Below are 14,767 nucleotides of genomic sequence, written 5' to 3'. Positions count from 1 at the left end.
GTTGCCTCCCCCGGGCTCAGTGTTGCTCAAGCTTCTCGTGCTCGGACAGACACATGATGCATAGAGAGAGCGTTGTCAGGCAGTTTTCAAGCTTCTCCGCGTTCACAGCGATAAAATTCGGGCAGTCGTGGCGTCCGTTCATCAAACATACCCCAGCAATGGAGAGCACCTCAGCGGCACGACGCAGCGCCATTAACTCGCATTCATCGTATTCCGCCCTCAGGATCGGTGCTTTTTCACGCATGAAATTGCAAAGTTCAAACAGATTATCACGCAGATGTTCGCTTTCGCTGACTGACATATAGCCTTTGGCCTTCCTGAGCTGCAGATAAGCGGCCAGGTCGATTCGGGCGTTGATCAGCTTGTTAAGCAGATCGCGTTTCAGTCTGTCAACGGACATACTATTTCCTCCTCTGTCAGCCATGTTGCACAGTCAGAATAAGTTCATTTTTTGTACAGTTTAATGCCTGAGATCAATTATTCTTAACTGATTAACATTATTTACAATGTTACAACCTCTGCCCGGCACATCCCGCTTGCAAAGAGTGTATAAATCCCACGCGATACGCTGTAAAATCCCGCCCTGATAACTCCATAATTGATGAATTTTTAACCTATGAGCAATGTTACGCACCCGCCGAAAATCGGCTTCGTCTCCCTCGGCTGCCCGAAAAACCTGGTGGATTCCGAACGCATCCTGACCGAACTTCGTACCGAAGGCTATGACGTGGTGCCAAGCTACGACAACGCCGATATGGTGATTGTGAACACCTGCGGGTTTATCGACAGCGCGGTTCAGGAGTCCCTGGAAGCCATCGGTGAAGCCCTGACGGAAAACGGCAAAGTCATTGTGACCGGCTGTCTGGGCGCGAAAGAGGACCAGATCCGCGAAGTGCATCCGAAGGTGCTGGAGATCACTGGCCCGCACAGTTACGAGCAGGTGCTGGAACATGTTCATCACTACGTGCCAAAACCAAAGCACAATCCGTTCCTGAGCCTGGTGCCGGAACAGGGCGTGAAGCTGACGCCGCGTCACTACGCTTACCTGAAAATTTCCGAAGGCTGCAACCATCGCTGCACCTTCTGCATCATCCCGTCCATGCGTGGCGATCTGGTGAGTCGTCCGATTGGCGACGTGCTGGCGGAAGCTAAACGTCTGGCCGATGCTGGCGTGAAAGAACTGCTGGTGATTTCCCAGGATACCTCTGCTTACGGCGTAGACGTGAAGCACCGTTCCGGTTTCCACAACGGCGAGCCGGTGAAAACCAGCATGGTGGGCCTGTGCGAGCAGCTCGCGAAGCTGGGGATCTGGACGCGTCTGCATTACGTCTACCCATATCCGCACGTTGACGACGTCATTCCGTTGATGGCGGAAGGCAAAATCCTGCCGTATCTGGACATCCCGCTGCAGCACGCCAGTCCGCGTATCCTGAAGCTGATGAAGCGTCCTGGCTCCGTTGACCGTCAGCTGGCACGCATTAAACAGTGGCGCGAAATCTGCCCGGATCTGACCCTGCGCTCAACCTTCATCGTCGGCTTCCCGGGTGAAACCGAAGAAGATTTCCAGATGCTGCTCGATTTCCTGAAAGAAGCGCGTCTGGACCGCGTAGGCTGCTTCAAGTACAGCCCGGTTGAAGGCGCAACAGCCAACGAACTGGCGGATCAGGTGCCGGAAGAGGTGAAAGAAGAGCGCTGGAACCGCTTTATGCAGCTGCAACAGCAGATCTCTGCTGAACGTCTGCAGGAGAAAGTGGGCCGTGAGATCATGGTTATCATTGACGAAGTGGACGAAGAAGGCGCAATTGGCCGCAGCATGGCAGATGCCCCTGAAATCGACGGCGCGGTGTACCTGAACGGCGAAACTCGCGTTAAGCCGGGTGATATTATTCGCGTGAAGGTTGAAAACGCGGACGAATATGACCTGTGGGGTAGCCGGGTTTAATCGCACTGCACCTCATTTCCAGGCCGGGTAAGGCGTAGCCGCCACCCGGCACATTCCACTGCCCTACCCCTTAATCCTCGGATCCAGCGCGTCGCGCAGCCCGTCCCCCAGCAGGTTAAACGCCAGCACGGTCAGGAAAATCGCCAGACTCGGGAAGATCGCCACGTGCGGCGCAATCACCATATCTGCCCTCGCCTCGTTCAGCATCGCGCCCCACTCCGGCGTCGGTGGCTGTGCGCCTAACCCCAGAAACGACAGGCTGGCCGCAGAAATAATCGACACGCCGATGCGCATGGTGAAATAGACCACAATAGACGACACCGTTCCCGGCAGAATATGGCTGAACAGAATGGTGGCATCGCTGGCCCCCATGCTGCGGGCGGACTCGATAAACGTCTGCTGTTTCAGCACCAGCGTGTTGCCGCGCACAAGTCGGGCAAAGGCGGGAATCGAAAATACCGCAACGGCAATAATCACGTTCGCCATGCCGCTGCCCATAATGGCCACCACGGCAATGGCCAGCAGAATACCGGGGAAGGCAAACAGCACGTCGCAGATTCGCATGATGATGCGGTCCCACCAGCCTTCGTAATATCCGGCGACGAGACCCAGCACGGTACCGATTGCCGCGCCGATCAGTACCGCAAACACCCCGGCGGCAAGCGAGATTTGCGCCCCCACCAGCACGCGGCTGAAGATATCGCGCCCAAGGGAATCCACGCCGAACCAGTGGAGCATGGACGGCCCATCGTTCAGGCGGTCGTAGTCAAAATAGTTTTCCGCATCAAACGGCGCCACCCAGGGTGCAACGATCGCCACCGCAATCAGCAGCAGCACAAACAGCCCCGCCGTCATGGCGACCGGCTGACGGCGAAAACGCCGCCAGAATTCCGACCATGGCGTGCGGATATGCTCCGGTTTCAGCCCCGGCATAGCGTTTAAAACGGCCTGACGTCGCCAGTTCAACAATCGCATTTTACTTATACCTGATGGCCGGGTTAATGGCGGCGTAGAGCACATCCACCACTAAATTGATAAGAATAAACTCCAGGGAGAAAAGCAGGACTTCCGCCTGAATTACCGGGTAGTCGCGCATCTCGACCGAATCGACCAGCAGACGCCCCAGCCCCGGCCAGTTGAAGACCTTTTCCACGACGATAGAGCCGCCCAGCAGAAAGCCAAACTGCAGTCCCATCATCGTCACCACCGGGATCATCGCATTACGAAACCCGTGCTTAAGAATGACCCACTTCTCGCTGACCCCTTTCGCCCGCGCGGTGCGAATATAATCTTCACTCAGCACGTCAACGAAGGAGGCGCGGGTAAAGCGGGCCATTACCGCCGAGACGGCAGCCCCCAGCGTCATAGAGGGCAGAATGTAATGCTTCCAGGTATCGGCCCCAACGGTCGGCAGCCAGCCCAGCTCAACGGAGAAGATTTGCATCAGCAGCATCCCCAGCGCGAACGCCGGAAAAGAGATACCGGTGACCGCCAGCGCCATACCGAGCTTATCCGGCCAGCGGTTGCGCCAGACCGCCGCAACAATCCCGGCGCCCAGCCCAAACACCACTGCCCAGCTCATACTGGCAATCGTTAGCCAGAACGTGGGCATAAAGCGGCTGGCGATTTCCTCCGCTACCGGACGACGCGACACCATCGAGATGCCAAAATCGCCCTGCAGAACGTTGCAAATGTAATGAAGAAACTGCATATACAGTGGCTGATCCAGGCCCAGCTGCTTGCGCACCAGCTCAATGACGGCGGCATCTGCTTCCGGCCCGGCAACCAGACGCGCCGGATCGCCCGGCAGCATATGCACAAACAAAAATACCAGTATCGCCACAATCAGCAGCGTCGGGATAAGCCCAAGCAAGCGTTTACAAACATAATTCAGCATGAGTGTTATTTTAAATCCGCATCGTCAAAGCTAAAGCCCGTATCCGGCATGATGTAGAATCCGGTCAGCGCTCTGTTATGGGCTGAAACCAGTTTCTCCACCACCAGCGGTACCCACGGCGACTCTTTCCAGATAAGGTCCTGGGCGTCTTTGTAGAGGCGCGCTTTCTCTTCCGGTTTAGTGGTTTTCAGGGCATCGGCCAGATCGTTGTCCACCTGCGGATTGCTGTAAAACGCGGTGTTAAACAGGGTTGGCGGCCGGTTTTGCGAAGCAAACAGCGGTGCAAGCGCCCAGTCGGCTTCACCGGTCGACGCCGACCAGCCGGTATAGAACATCCGCACGCCGCTCTCTTTCTGCCCTTTCCCCTCGACCTCGGCGGCCCGCTGACCGGCATCCATCGCGGTGACCTGCACCTTGATGCCCACCTGCGCCAGCTGCTGCTGGGTGAACTGCAGTACCTTCTGGGCGGTACTGTGATTGTGCGACGACCACAGCGTGGTGCTGAAACCGTTCGGGAAGCCCGCCTCTTTGAGCAGCTCGCGCGCTTTAGCCGGATCGTACGGCCACGGCTGATAGCTTTGCGCATAGGCAATGGCCGGAGGCAGCACGCCGGTCGCCGGGGTGGCATAGCCCGCAAAAGCGACCTTCACCAGCGCCTGACGGTTAATCGCATAGTTGATCGCTTCACGTACCTTTGGGTTATCAAACGGCTTCTGCGTGACGTTCATGCTGATATAGCGCTGCATGATTGACGGACTGGCCACCAGCTCCAGCTTGCTGTTTTTCTGCAGAATAGCGGCCTGCTCATACGGGATGGGGAAAGCAAACTGCGCCTCACCCGTTTGCAGCATCGCTGCGCGGGTATTGTTATCCACCACCGGACGCCAGGTGATGGTGTCCAGCTTCGGCAGCCCTTTCTGCCAGTACCCTGGGAATTTCTTCACCTTCACAAAATCGGTCTGGTTCCAGGTGAGCAGCTCGTACGGGCCGGTACCGACCGGGTGGAAGCCAATCTCCTTGCCGTACTTTTTCAACGCGGCAGGCGAGATCATCGCCGTTGCCGGGTGCGCCAGTATATTGATAAACGCCGAGAATGGCGCTTTCAGCGTGATTTTGACCGTCGTCGGATCCACCGCCTCGGTGCTGGCGATGTTTTTATAAAGGTTATAGCGCTTCAGGCTGTTTTCCGGGTTGCTGGCACGGTCAAGGTTGACCTTTACCGCCTCCGCATTGAAATCGGTACCGTCCTGGAACTTCACGCCGGAACGAAGCTTGATGGTATAGACCAGACCGTCGTCGGAGACGGTATACCCCTGCGCCAGAACATTTTTGAGCTTCATCTCGTTATCCAGGCCGAACAGCCCCTGATAGAACGATTTCGCCACCGCCTGGGAAAGCGTATCGTTGGCGTCATACGGATCCAGCGTGGTGAAGTTGGAGCCGACAGCAACCACCACATCTTTGGCAGCGAACGCGGGGGCAGCGGCCAGGGCTGCCGTCACGCTCGCGGCTAACAACCATCTACGCGCTACAAAAGTAACCATTGTGTTCTCCTGCCTGTTGTAAGTTATAACCGCGAAAACGCATTGTCCTGACGCGGGGGAGCGACGAAATGACCCGGCCCGACTTCGCGCAGCGTCACGCGCTCAACGGCCTCGCCGCGTTTGCGAATATTGCTCGGCATTTCATCCTGCAGCAGCACGCGCTGGCCGTGACGATGCGCGGGGTCAGCAACCGGTACCGCCGCGATAAGCTTGCGAGTGTAAGGATGTTGCGGGTTCTCAAACACTGCCTTTCGCGGACCTATCTCCACGATTTGCCCCATGAACATCACCGCCACGCGATGGCTGATGCGCTCGACCACCGCCATATCGTGCGAGATAAACAGGAAAGCGATGCCCATATCCCGCTGTAAATCGAGCAATAAGTTGATGATTTGCGCCCGGATTGAGACATCCAGCGCTGAAACGGATTCATCCGCAATCACCACTTTCGGGTTCAGCGCCAGCGCACGGGCAATGCAGATACGCTGCCGCTGCCCGCCGGAAAACTCATGCGGATAACGCCAGGCATGTTCCGGCTTGAGGCCGACGCGCTCCAGCAGCCAGGCCACGCGACGCTGCGCTGCTTCGCCGTCGAGCAGATTATGCACCCGCAGCGGCTCCATAATGGAGTATCCCACCGTATGGCGCGGGTCGAGGGAGGCATACGGATCCTGGAAAATAAACTGAATATCCCGGCGTACCGCCTGTAATTTGTTGTCTGGCAGGGTGTCGATTCGTTCGCCGTTAAAGGTGATTGTCCCTTCCTGCGTCTCCACCAGCCGAAGCAGTGCGCGTCCGGTGGTGGATTTCCCGCAGCCGGACTCCCCCACCAGCGCCAGCGTTTCGCCCGGCCATAAATCGAAACTGACGTTTTCGACCGCGTGGACTTCGCGCTTCAGGCGATTGAAAATCCCGCTGCGCAGCGGAAAACGGGTCACCAGGTCGCGCACTTCAAGAATGGGTTTGCCCGGCACCACGGTATCCTGCTCGCGTTCATCCTCCTGCTGCCCTGTCGCTTCAAGGGAAATCAGCGGAAAACGACGCGGCAGGTCGCTGCCGTTCATCGCGCCAAGACGCGGCACCGCCGCCAGCAGCGCTTTAGTATAAGGATGCACAGGGGCATGAAAAATCTGTTCGACCGTGCCGGTTTCCACCGCATTGCCCTTGTGCATCACCAGCACCCGGTCGGCGATGTCAGCCACCACGCCCATATCGTGGGTGATAAATATTACCCCCATCTCCATCTCTTGCTGCAGCACTTTGATAAGCTGCAGGATCTGCGCCTGAATCGTCACGTCCAGCGCCGTTGTCGGTTCATCCGCAATCAGTACCGCCGGACGGCAGGAGAGCGCCATGGCAATCATCACCCGCTGGCGCATACCGCCGGAAAGCTGATGCGGGTAACGTCCCAGAATGGCCTGCGCCTCGGGAATGCGCACCAGCTCCAGCATCCTTCTGGCTTCGTTGAGCGCCTCATCGCCGCTTAGCCCCTGGTGCAGCCGGATGGACTCGGCAATCTGTTCCCCTACCGGGAAAACCGGGTTAAGCGAAGTCATCGGCTCCTGAAAGATCATCGCAATATCTGCCCCGCGCACGCCCTGCATCTGCGCGCCGCTCAGCTCGTTTAAATCAATGACCTGACGATTACGGCGGCGCAGGAGCATCTTCTCGCTGCTGATTTGCCCGCCCGTCTGTTCCAGCAGACGCATCAGCGCCAGCGCGGTGACCGATTTACCGGAACCGGATTCGCCAACAATCGCCAGCGTCTCGCCGCGTCTGAGCGAGAACGATAAATTTTCTACTGCAGGGATGAACTGCCGCTCTTCCTGAAACGCAATATTCAGCTGATGGACAGCCAGTACTTCGCCGTTGTCCAGCTCTTCACTGTGCGGCACGCGCGGCCCCCTTATTCACGATAGATGCCCGTGCTCGGTTCATCACCGGCGTAACCCCAGGCGCGATACATCCCTTCGCTGTTAAACGGCAGGGCCACGTTGCCCTCACGGTCCACGGCAATTAGGCCGCCGACGCCGCCCAGGGCAGGTAATTTTTCCATCACCACGCGCTCGCAGGCCTCGCTCAGGCTTAAACCGCCGTAATCCATCAGCGCGGTGATGTCGTAGGCCGCGAGGGCGCGAATAAACACTTCCCCGGTGCCGGTACACGACACCGCCGCCGTGGCGTTATTGGCATAGCAGCCGGCGCCCGGCAGCGGGCTGTCGCCGACGCGGCCGGGCAGCTTGTTGGTCATGCCGCCCGTTGAGGTCGCCGCCGCGAGGTTGCCGGCCTTATCCAGCGCCACCGCGCCGACCGTGCCCATTTTGGTGGTTTCATCCAGCGGCGCAGTATGGTCAAGCTGCGTCATGCCCGCTGAACGGGCTTCCAGCAGTTGCTGATAGCGCTCCTCCGTGGAAAAAAGATCGGACGATACCGGTTCCATTCCGTGCTCACGGGCAAATTTCTCCGCCCCGGCGCCCGTCAGCAGAACGTGCGGACTCTCTTCCATCACCAGACGCGCCGCCAGCACCGGATTACGCAGATGACTCACTCCCGCCACGGCGCCTGCCTTAAGGGTGACGCCGTCCATCACGCAGGCATCCAGCTCGTGGGTTTCATCCCGGGTAAAGACTGAACCGATACCTGCATTAAAGAGCGGACACTCCTCCAGCAGACGCACCGCCTCGGTGACCACATCCAGCGCGCTCTCGCCCGCTTCCAGCATTTTTTGACCTGTTTCAACAATGGCGTACAGCGCGTCAATATAACGCTTTTCCTGCTCAGGACTGAGCTGTGCACGGGTGATTGCCCCTGCGCCACCATGAATTGCGATTACCGCATTAACCATTCGCATCACCCGTTAGCCTGATTCGCGGCTTTTTCTATAAATATCATTATCGTCGATGAAACTTCAGATGATTTTTGAATATAGAAAGACGCAACTGTGATGTAAAGCGTACACCCATCGGGTCATACAGTTAGCCGCACTTTTCTGCCATAATGGACGCTTTCGTTGTTACTCCTCAGGAGCCCACCATGGATTTTACCGCCGGACTGATGCCGCTTGAGACGGCACTCACGCAGATGCTTGACCGACTTTCCCCGCTGCAAGACGTCGAAACGCTGCCCCTCGTGCGCTGTTTTGGCCGAATCGCCGCGCGCGATATCGTCTCTCCGCTTAACGTACCGGGGTTCGATAATTCCGCGATGGACGGTTACGCGGTACGCCTGGCGGACCTCCAGACGGGCAACGCCCTGCCGGTGGCGGGTAAAGCCTTTGCCGGTCAGCCGTTTAGCGGTGAATGGCCTGTGGGCACCTGCGTGCGGATCATGACCGGCGCGCCGGTTCCGCCAGGCTGCGATGCCGTGGTGATGCAGGAAGAAACCGAACAGACGGACGACGGCGTGCGTTTTACCGCCAGCGTCAAAGCGGGCCAGAACATCCGCCGTACCGGCGAGGACATTACCCTTGGCGCAACGGTCTTTGCCGCCGGGCAGAAACTGACGGTGGCGGAGCTGCCGGTGCTGGCCTCGCTCGGCATCGCGGACATTGACGTTATCCGGAAAGTGCGCGTCGCGGTGTTCTCCACCGGTGACGAGCTGCAGCTTCCGGGCCAGCCGCTGCAGGACGGTCAGATTTACGACACCAACCGGCTGGCAGTCCACCTGATGCTGGAGCAGCTGGGCTGCGAAGTGATTAATCTCGGCATCATTCCTGACGATCCGGAAAAACTGCGCGCGGCATTTATTGAGGCGGATAAATCCGCCGATGTGGTCATCAGCTCCGGCGGCGTCTCCGTGGGAGAAGCGGATTACACCAAAACCCTTCTTGAAGAGCTGGGCGAAATCGCCTTCTGGAAGCTGGCAATCAAACCGGGCAAACCGTTCGCGTTTGGCAAGCTTCCGCACAGCTGCTTCTGCGGTCTGCCGGGTAACCCGGTCTCAGCGGCACTCACCTTTTACCAGCTGGTGATCCCGCTGCTGGCGAAGCTTTCCGGCAACGCCGCCAGCCCGCTGCCGGAACGCCTGCGCGTGCGCGCCGCGACGCGCCTGAAAAAATCGCCGGGTCGGCTTGATTTCCAGCGCGGCATTCTGGCGCATAACGCGCACGGTGAGCTGGAAGTCAGCACGACCGGGCACCAGGGTTCGCACATTTTCAGCTCCTTCAGCCTGGGCAACTGCTTTATCGTGCTGGAGCGCGAGCGCGGCAACGTGGAAGCGGGTGAATGGGTTGAGGTAGAGCGCTTCAACCACCTGTTCGGAGGCTGACATGATGGTGGAACTGAGCGACCAGGAGATGATGCGCTACAACCGCCAGATTGTCCTGCGCGGATTTGATTTCGAGGGACAGGAAGCACTCAAGGCGGCCAGCGTGCTGGTTGTTGGCCTCGGCGGGCTCGGCTGCGCCGCCGCGCAATACCTGGCCGCGGCGGGCGTGGGCAGGATGACGCTGCTGGATTTTGATACCGTATCGGTGTCTAATCTCCAGCGCCAGACGCTGCACAGCGACGCGACCATTGGCGAGCCAAAAGTGGAATCCGCCCGGGCTGCCCTGGCGCGCATCAACCCCAACGTTCAGTTCACCCTGCTTGACGCGATGCTGGATGACGAGGCGTTATTTGCGCAGATTGCGCAGCACGATCTGGTGCTCGACTGCACCGATAACGTCGCCGTTCGTAACCAGCTTAATGCAGGCTGTTTTGCCCACAAAACCCCGCTGGTCTCCGGTGCGGCGATCCGCATGGAGGGGCAGATCAGCGTCTTCACCTATGCGGAGGGGGCCCCCTGCTACCGCTGTCTGAGCCGTCTGTTTGGTGAGAATGCGCTAACCTGCGTTGAGGCGGGCGTGATGGCGCCGCTCGTCGGCGTGATTGGGTCGCTGCAGGCGATGGAAGCGATTAAAGTGCTGGCACATTACGGTACGCCTGCCGCAGGAAAAATCGTGATGTTTGACGCGATGACCTGCCAGTTCCGCGAGATGAAGCTGATGCGTAATCCGGGGTGTGAGGTTTGTGGAGGTTAAAGCAAACGGCAACCTTCAGGTTGCCGTTTTAGTGTTTGCTCCCTCTCCCTGTGGGAGAGGGTTGGGGTGAGGGCATCAGGCCGCACCCGTCAAATCGACGTCCGACCAAACGCCCCCTGCCAGTCCTGCTCAAACTTCACAATCGCTGCGTCTACCGCAGGAGAGGTAATAAACTGCTGCGCCACGTCCAGCGGCAGCGTGATGGACTCGCATCCTGCCAGCAGGCAGTCCAGCGCCTGACGTGGGGTCTTAAAGCTCGCGGCCAGCACTTTTGATTGCGGGGCGTGCAGCGTCAGCAGCTGTTGCAGCTCAACCACGGTCTGGATACCGTCCCCGCCCTGCGCGTCCACGCGGTTCACGTATGGCGCGACATACTCTGCTCCTGCCAGCGCGCAGAGCATACCCTGGGCCGCGCCGTACACCGCCGTGCCCAGCGTCGGAATGCCTTCCGCTTTCAGCATCTTGATGGCTGCCAGCCCTTCGGCAGTTACCGGCAATTTCACCACCAGGTCGTTAATCATCGCGCGCAGCTTACGCGCGTCTTCCACCATACCTTCAGCGGTCGTCGCCATCACCTGCGCGAACAGACGGCCTTTACCGCCCATCGCGTCGTGCAGCGCGGGCAGAAGCTCATCCAGCGGCGTTTTACCTGCCGCCACAATGCTTGGGTTGGTGGTCACGCCCGCCAGCGGGAAGATACGCGCCAGCTTTTTGACTGCCGCAACGTCTGATGTGTCGAGATAAAGTTCCATGATGTCACCCTCAAAATTAGCCTGCACTTAACCTATCACATGAAAACCTGCTCAGGAGTTGACCTGCATCAAGATAACTTTCATTCGAAAGTCATTTAATCTTCATATGCAACATGAGGGTAAAAACATGATCTTCAATATTCAGCGTTACTCCACCCACGATGGCCCCGGTATTCGTACCGTGGTGTTCCTGAAAGGCTGCTCGCTGGGCTGTCGCTGGTGCCAGAACCCGGAAAGCCGTTCCCGTAGCCGGGACGTGCTGTTTGATGCGCGCCTGTGCCTTGACGGCTGCGACCTGTGTCAGCAGGCGGCGCCGGGCTGTATCGAACGCGCGCTGAATGGTCTCGTCATCCACCGTGAAAAATTGCGTGAAGAGACGCTCAACGCCCTCACCGACTGCTGCCCGACGCAGGCGCTGACCGTATGCGGTGAAGAACAGCAGGTGGGCGAGATCATGGCAACCGTGCTGCGCGATAAGCCCTTTTACGACCGCAGCGGCGGCGGTATTACGCTTTCCGGCGGCGAGCCGTTTATGAACCCGGAGCTGGCGCACGCGCTGTTTAAAGCCAGCCACGAACAGGGGATCCACACCGCCGTTGAAACCTGTCTTCACGTGCCGTGGCACTATATCGAGCCTTCATTACCGTACGTCGATCTGTTCCTCGCCGACCTGAAACACGTCGATCCTGAGGTGTTCAAACAGTGGACGGACGGCTCGGCCAAACGGATCCTCGATAACCTGAAGCGCCTTGCCGCTGCCGGGAAAAAAATCACCATTCGCGTACCGCTGATTCAGGGCTTCAATGCCGATGAAGCGTCCGTAACCGCCATTACCAACTTCGCCGCCGATGAACTTGGCGTCGATGATATTCATTTTCTGCCGTATCACACGCTGGGCATGAACAAATACACCCTGCTTGGCCAACCCTACTCTGCCCCTGACAAACCGCTGGATAACCCTGCCCTGCTGGACTTCGCGCAGCAGTACGCCTGCCAGAAAGGGTTAACCGCGACCTTACGAGGATAAACCTATGACAACGTTAAATCTCAACACCCTCAGCGAGCGCATCAAGGCGCACAAAACCGCGCTGGTCCATATCGTTAAGCCGCCGGTCTGTACCGAGCGCGCGCAGCATTACACCGAAATGTACCAGCAGCACATGGACAAGCCGATCCCGGTGCGTCGCGCCCTGGCGCTGGCACATCATCTGGCTGAGCGTACCATCTGGATCAAACACGACGAGCTGATTATCGGTAACCAGGCAAGCGAAGTTCGCGCCGCACCTATCTTCCCGGAATACACCGTCTCCTGGATTGAAAAAGAGATCGACGATCTGGCGGACCGTCCGGGCGCGGGCTTTGCGGTGAGCGAAGAGAACAAGCGCGTCCTGCATGCGATCTGCCCGTGGTGGCGCGGCCAGACGGTGCAGGATCGCTGCTACGGCATGTTCACCGACGAGCAAAAAGGCCTGCTGGAAACCGGTATTATCAAAGCCGAAGGCAACATGACCTCCGGCGACGCGCACCTGGCGGTGAACTTCCCGCTGGTGCTGGAGAAAGGTCTCGACGGCCTGCGCGCTAAAGTCGCCGAGCGCCGCTCGCGTATCAACCTGACGGTGCTGGACGATCTGCACGGCGACCAGTTCCTGAAAGCGATCGATATCGTGCTGGACGCGGTGAGCCTGCACATCAAACGTTTTGCCGCTCTGGCACGCGAAATGGCGGCCACGGAAACCCGCGAAAGCCGCCGCGACGAGCTGCTGGCAATGGCGGAAAACTGCGACGTGATTGCCCACGAGCCGCCAAAAACCTTCTGGCAGGCGCTGCAGCTGTGCTATTTCATTCAGCTGATCCTGCAGATTGAGTCTAACGGTCACTCCGTGTCGTTTGCCCGTATGGATCAGTATCTCTATCCGTTCTACCGCCGCGACGTGGAGCTGAACCAGAGTCTCGACCGCGAACACGCGATTGAGCTGCTGCACAGCTGCTGGCTGAAGCTGCTGGAAGTGAACAAGATCCGCTCCGGCTCGCACTCTAAGGCCTCTGCCGGTAGCCCGCTGTACCAGAACGTCACCATCGGCGGCCAGAAGCTGGTCAACGGTGAGCCAATGGACGCGGTCAACCCGCTCTCCTACGCGATTCTGGAATCCTGCGGTCGCCTGCGCTCCACTCAGCCGAACCTGAGCGTGCGTTACCACGCAGGCATGAGCAACGACTTCCTCGACGCCTGCGTACAGGTGATCCGCTGCGGCTTCGGGATGCCGGCGTTCAACAACGATGAAATCGTTATCCCGGAATTTATCAAGCTCGGCGTTGAACGTGATGACGCCTATGACTACGCGGCCATCGGCTGTATCGAAACCGCCGTGGGCGGCAAGTGGGGCTATCGCTGCACCGGCATGAGCTTTATCAACTTTGCCCGCGTGATGCTCGCCGCGCTGGAAGGCGGCCGCGACGCCACCAGCGGTAAGGTATTCCTGCCGCAGGAAAAAGCGCTCTCTGCCGGTAACTTCGATAACTTCGAGGAGGTGATGGCGGCGTGGGATACGCAGATTCGCTACTACACCCGCAAATCCATCGAAATTGAGTACGTGGTGGACACCATGCTGGAAGAGAACGTGCACGATATTCTCTGCTCGGCGCTGGTGGACGACTGCATCGAACGCGCGAAAAGCATCAAGCAGGGCGGCGCGAAGTATGACTGGGTTTCCGGCCTGCAGGTGGGTATCGCCAACCTCGGCAACAGTCTGGCGGCGGTGAAGAAGCTGGTGTTTGAACAGGGCGTCATCGGTCAACAGCAGCTGGCGGCGGCGCTGGCGGATGATTTCGACGGGCTGACCCACGAGCAGCTGCGTCAGCGTCTGATCAACGGCGCGCCAAAGTACGGTAACGACGACGACAGCGTGGATATGCTGCTGACGCGTGCTTACCAGACCTACATTGAAGAGCTGAAGCAGTACCACAACCCGCGCTATGGTCGTGGTCCGATTGGCGGTAACTACTACGCGGGCACCTCCTCCATCTCCGCAAACGTGCCGTTTGGTGCGGCAACGATGGCGACTCCGGACGGACGTAAGGCGCATACCCCGCTGGCGGAAGGGGCAAGCCCGGCGTCCGGTACCGACCACCTCGGCCCGACGGCGGTCATCGGCTCCGTGGGTAAACTCCCTACCGAGGCGATTCTGGGCGGCGTGCTGCTGAACCAGAAGCTGAACCCGTCGACGCTGGAAAACGACAGCGATCGCCAGAAGCTGATGGTGCTGCTGCGCACTTTCTTCGAGGTGCATAAAGGCTGGCATATTCAGTACAACATCGTCTCGCGCGAAACGCTGCTGGAAGCGAAGAAACACCCTGACCAGTACCGCGATTTAGTGGTACGCGTGGCGGGCTACTCGGCGTTCTTCACCGCCCTGTCGCCGGATGCACAGGACGATATTATTGCGCGTACCGAGCATACGCTGTAAAAAAACGCCCGGTGGCGCTGCGCTTACCGGGCCTACATTGTCTCCCCCGTAGGCCGGGTAAGGCGAAGCCGCCACCCGGCTTTCTGACTTTCATTCGAAATTAAATTTGTGCTCCCCGTCACCTTGTTATTAGAATGTTTCAAAACGC

General features: G+C 58.6%; 12 protein-coding genes. 5 read left to right on the top strand and 7 right to left on the bottom strand.

All coding sequences use genetic code 11. The features are described 5' to 3' along the window. Nucleotides 1-16: 16 nt before the first annotated feature. Complete coding sequence (gene bssR, locus L3068_RS06910) at nt 17-400, bottom strand: biofilm formation regulator BssR (protein WP_023332493.1); 384 nt, start codon at nt 398-400, stop codon at nt 17-19. 216 nt (nt 401-616) lie between these two features. On the opposite strand from bssR, the gene rimO reads away from it, so the two are divergent. Beyond that, a complete protein-coding gene (gene rimO, locus L3068_RS06905; RefSeq protein ID WP_045134211.1) occupies nt 617-1,942 on the top strand; it encodes a 30S ribosomal protein S12 methylthiotransferase RimO in 1,326 nt (441 codons plus the stop codon). 63 nt (nt 1,943-2,005) lie between these two features. On the opposite strand, the gene gsiD is transcribed toward rimO, so the two are convergent. From gsiD to iaaA, 5 genes are read right to left on the bottom strand one after another with little or no spacing between them, the layout of a single operon-like run. Then, the gene (gsiD, locus tag L3068_RS06900; RefSeq protein ID WP_014883135.1) at nt 2,006-2,917 is read right to left on the bottom strand and encodes a glutathione ABC transporter permease GsiD; all 912 of its coding nucleotides are present in this window, start codon (nt 2,915-2,917) and stop codon (nt 2,006-2,008) included. Between the two features lies 1 nt (nt 2,918). Further along, nucleotides 2,919-3,839 (bottom strand): glutathione ABC transporter permease GsiC, encoded by a 921-nt coding sequence (gene gsiC, locus L3068_RS06895; protein WP_014883134.1) that lies wholly within the window; start codon nt 3,837-3,839, stop codon nt 2,919-2,921. Nucleotides 3,840-3,844: 5 nt separating this feature from the next. Beyond that, a complete protein-coding gene (gene gsiB / locus L3068_RS06890; RefSeq protein WP_117580595.1) occupies nt 3,845-5,383 on the bottom strand; it encodes a glutathione ABC transporter substrate-binding protein GsiB in 1,539 nt (512 codons plus the stop codon). Nucleotides 5,384-5,406: 23 nt separating this feature from the next. Continuing rightward, entirely contained in the window at nt 5,407-7,278 is a 1,872-nt protein-coding gene (gene gsiA / locus L3068_RS06885) for a glutathione ABC transporter ATP-binding protein GsiA (RefSeq protein WP_117580596.1), read from the bottom strand. An 11-nt stretch (nt 7,279-7,289) separates the two neighbouring features. Then, nucleotides 7,290-8,228, bottom strand: coding sequence for a beta-aspartyl-peptidase (gene iaaA, locus L3068_RS06880; RefSeq protein WP_117580706.1), 939 nt, complete (start codon nt 8,226-8,228; stop codon nt 7,290-7,292). Between the two features lie 188 nt (nt 8,229-8,416). Between iaaA and moeA the strand changes: the two genes are divergently transcribed. Beyond that, nucleotides 8,417-9,649 (top strand): molybdopterin molybdotransferase MoeA, encoded by a 1,233-nt coding sequence (gene moeA, locus L3068_RS06875; RefSeq protein ID WP_117580598.1) that lies wholly within the window; start codon nt 8,417-8,419, stop codon nt 9,647-9,649. A 1-nt stretch (nt 9,650) separates the two neighbouring features. After that, entirely contained in the window at nt 9,651-10,403 is a 753-nt protein-coding gene (gene moeB, locus L3068_RS06870; RefSeq protein WP_117580600.1) for a molybdopterin-synthase adenylyltransferase MoeB, read from the top strand. Nucleotides 10,404-10,492: 89 nt separating this feature from the next. Here moeB and fsa read toward each other — a convergent pair whose 3' ends face one another. Next, a complete protein-coding gene (fsa, locus tag L3068_RS06865; RefSeq protein WP_117580602.1) occupies nt 10,493-11,155 on the bottom strand; it encodes a fructose-6-phosphate aldolase in 663 nt (220 codons plus the stop codon). A 127-nt stretch (nt 11,156-11,282) separates the two neighbouring features. Between fsa and L3068_RS06860 the strand changes: the two genes are divergently transcribed. Together L3068_RS06860 and L3068_RS06855 are read left to right on the top strand one after the other, a co-directional pair. After that, a complete protein-coding gene (locus L3068_RS06860; RefSeq protein ID WP_014883127.1) occupies nt 11,283-12,182 on the top strand; it encodes a glycyl-radical enzyme activating protein in 900 nt (299 codons plus the stop codon). Between the two features lie 4 nt (nt 12,183-12,186). Then, a complete protein-coding gene (locus L3068_RS06855) occupies nt 12,187-14,619 on the top strand; it encodes a formate C-acetyltransferase/glycerol dehydratase family glycyl radical enzyme (RefSeq protein ID WP_014883126.1) in 2,433 nt (810 codons plus the stop codon). The last annotated feature ends 148 nt before the right edge of the window (nt 14,620-14,767 follow it).

This window comes from Enterobacter cloacae complex sp. ECL414 (assembly GCF_021869685.1).
GTDB classification, from domain to species: domain Bacteria; phylum Pseudomonadota; class Gammaproteobacteria; order Enterobacterales; family Enterobacteriaceae; genus Enterobacter; species Enterobacter kobei.
The sequence above is the reverse complement of the archived record's forward strand: the minus strand, read 5'-3'. Positions and strand labels throughout refer to the sequence as shown.

Excerpts from the sequence above, each read along its gene's own strand:
- moeB (WP_117580600.1), top strand. The coding sequence starts at position 9,651 with ATGATGGTGGAACTGAGCGACCAGGAGATGATGCGCTACAACCGCCAG.
- iaaA (WP_117580706.1), bottom strand. The coding sequence starts at position 8,228 with ATGGTTAATGCGGTAATCGCAATTCATGGTGGCGCAGGGGCAATCACC.
- gsiB (WP_117580595.1), bottom strand. The coding sequence starts at position 5,383 with ATGGTTACTTTTGTAGCGCGTAGATGGTTGTTAGCCGCGAGCGTGACG.
- gsiD (WP_014883135.1), bottom strand. The coding sequence starts at position 2,917 with ATGCGATTGTTGAACTGGCGACGTCAGGCCGTTTTAAACGCTATGCCG.
- moeA (WP_117580598.1), top strand. The coding sequence starts at position 8,417 with ATGGATTTTACCGCCGGACTGATGCCGCTTGAGACGGCACTCACGCAG.
- bssR (WP_023332493.1), bottom strand. The coding sequence starts at position 400 with ATGTCCGTTGACAGACTGAAACGCGATCTGCTTAACAAGCTGATCAAC.
- L3068_RS06855 (WP_014883126.1), top strand. The coding sequence starts at position 12,187 with ATGACAACGTTAAATCTCAACACCCTCAGCGAGCGCATCAAGGCGCAC.
- gsiC (WP_014883134.1), bottom strand. The coding sequence starts at position 3,839 with ATGCTGAATTATGTTTGTAAACGCTTGCTTGGGCTTATCCCGACGCTG.
- L3068_RS06860 (WP_014883127.1), top strand. The coding sequence starts at position 11,283 with ATGATCTTCAATATTCAGCGTTACTCCACCCACGATGGCCCCGGTATT.
- rimO (WP_045134211.1), top strand. The coding sequence starts at position 617 with ATGAGCAATGTTACGCACCCGCCGAAAATCGGCTTCGTCTCCCTCGGC.
- fsa (WP_117580602.1), bottom strand. The coding sequence starts at position 11,155 with ATGGAACTTTATCTCGACACATCAGACGTTGCGGCAGTCAAAAAGCTG.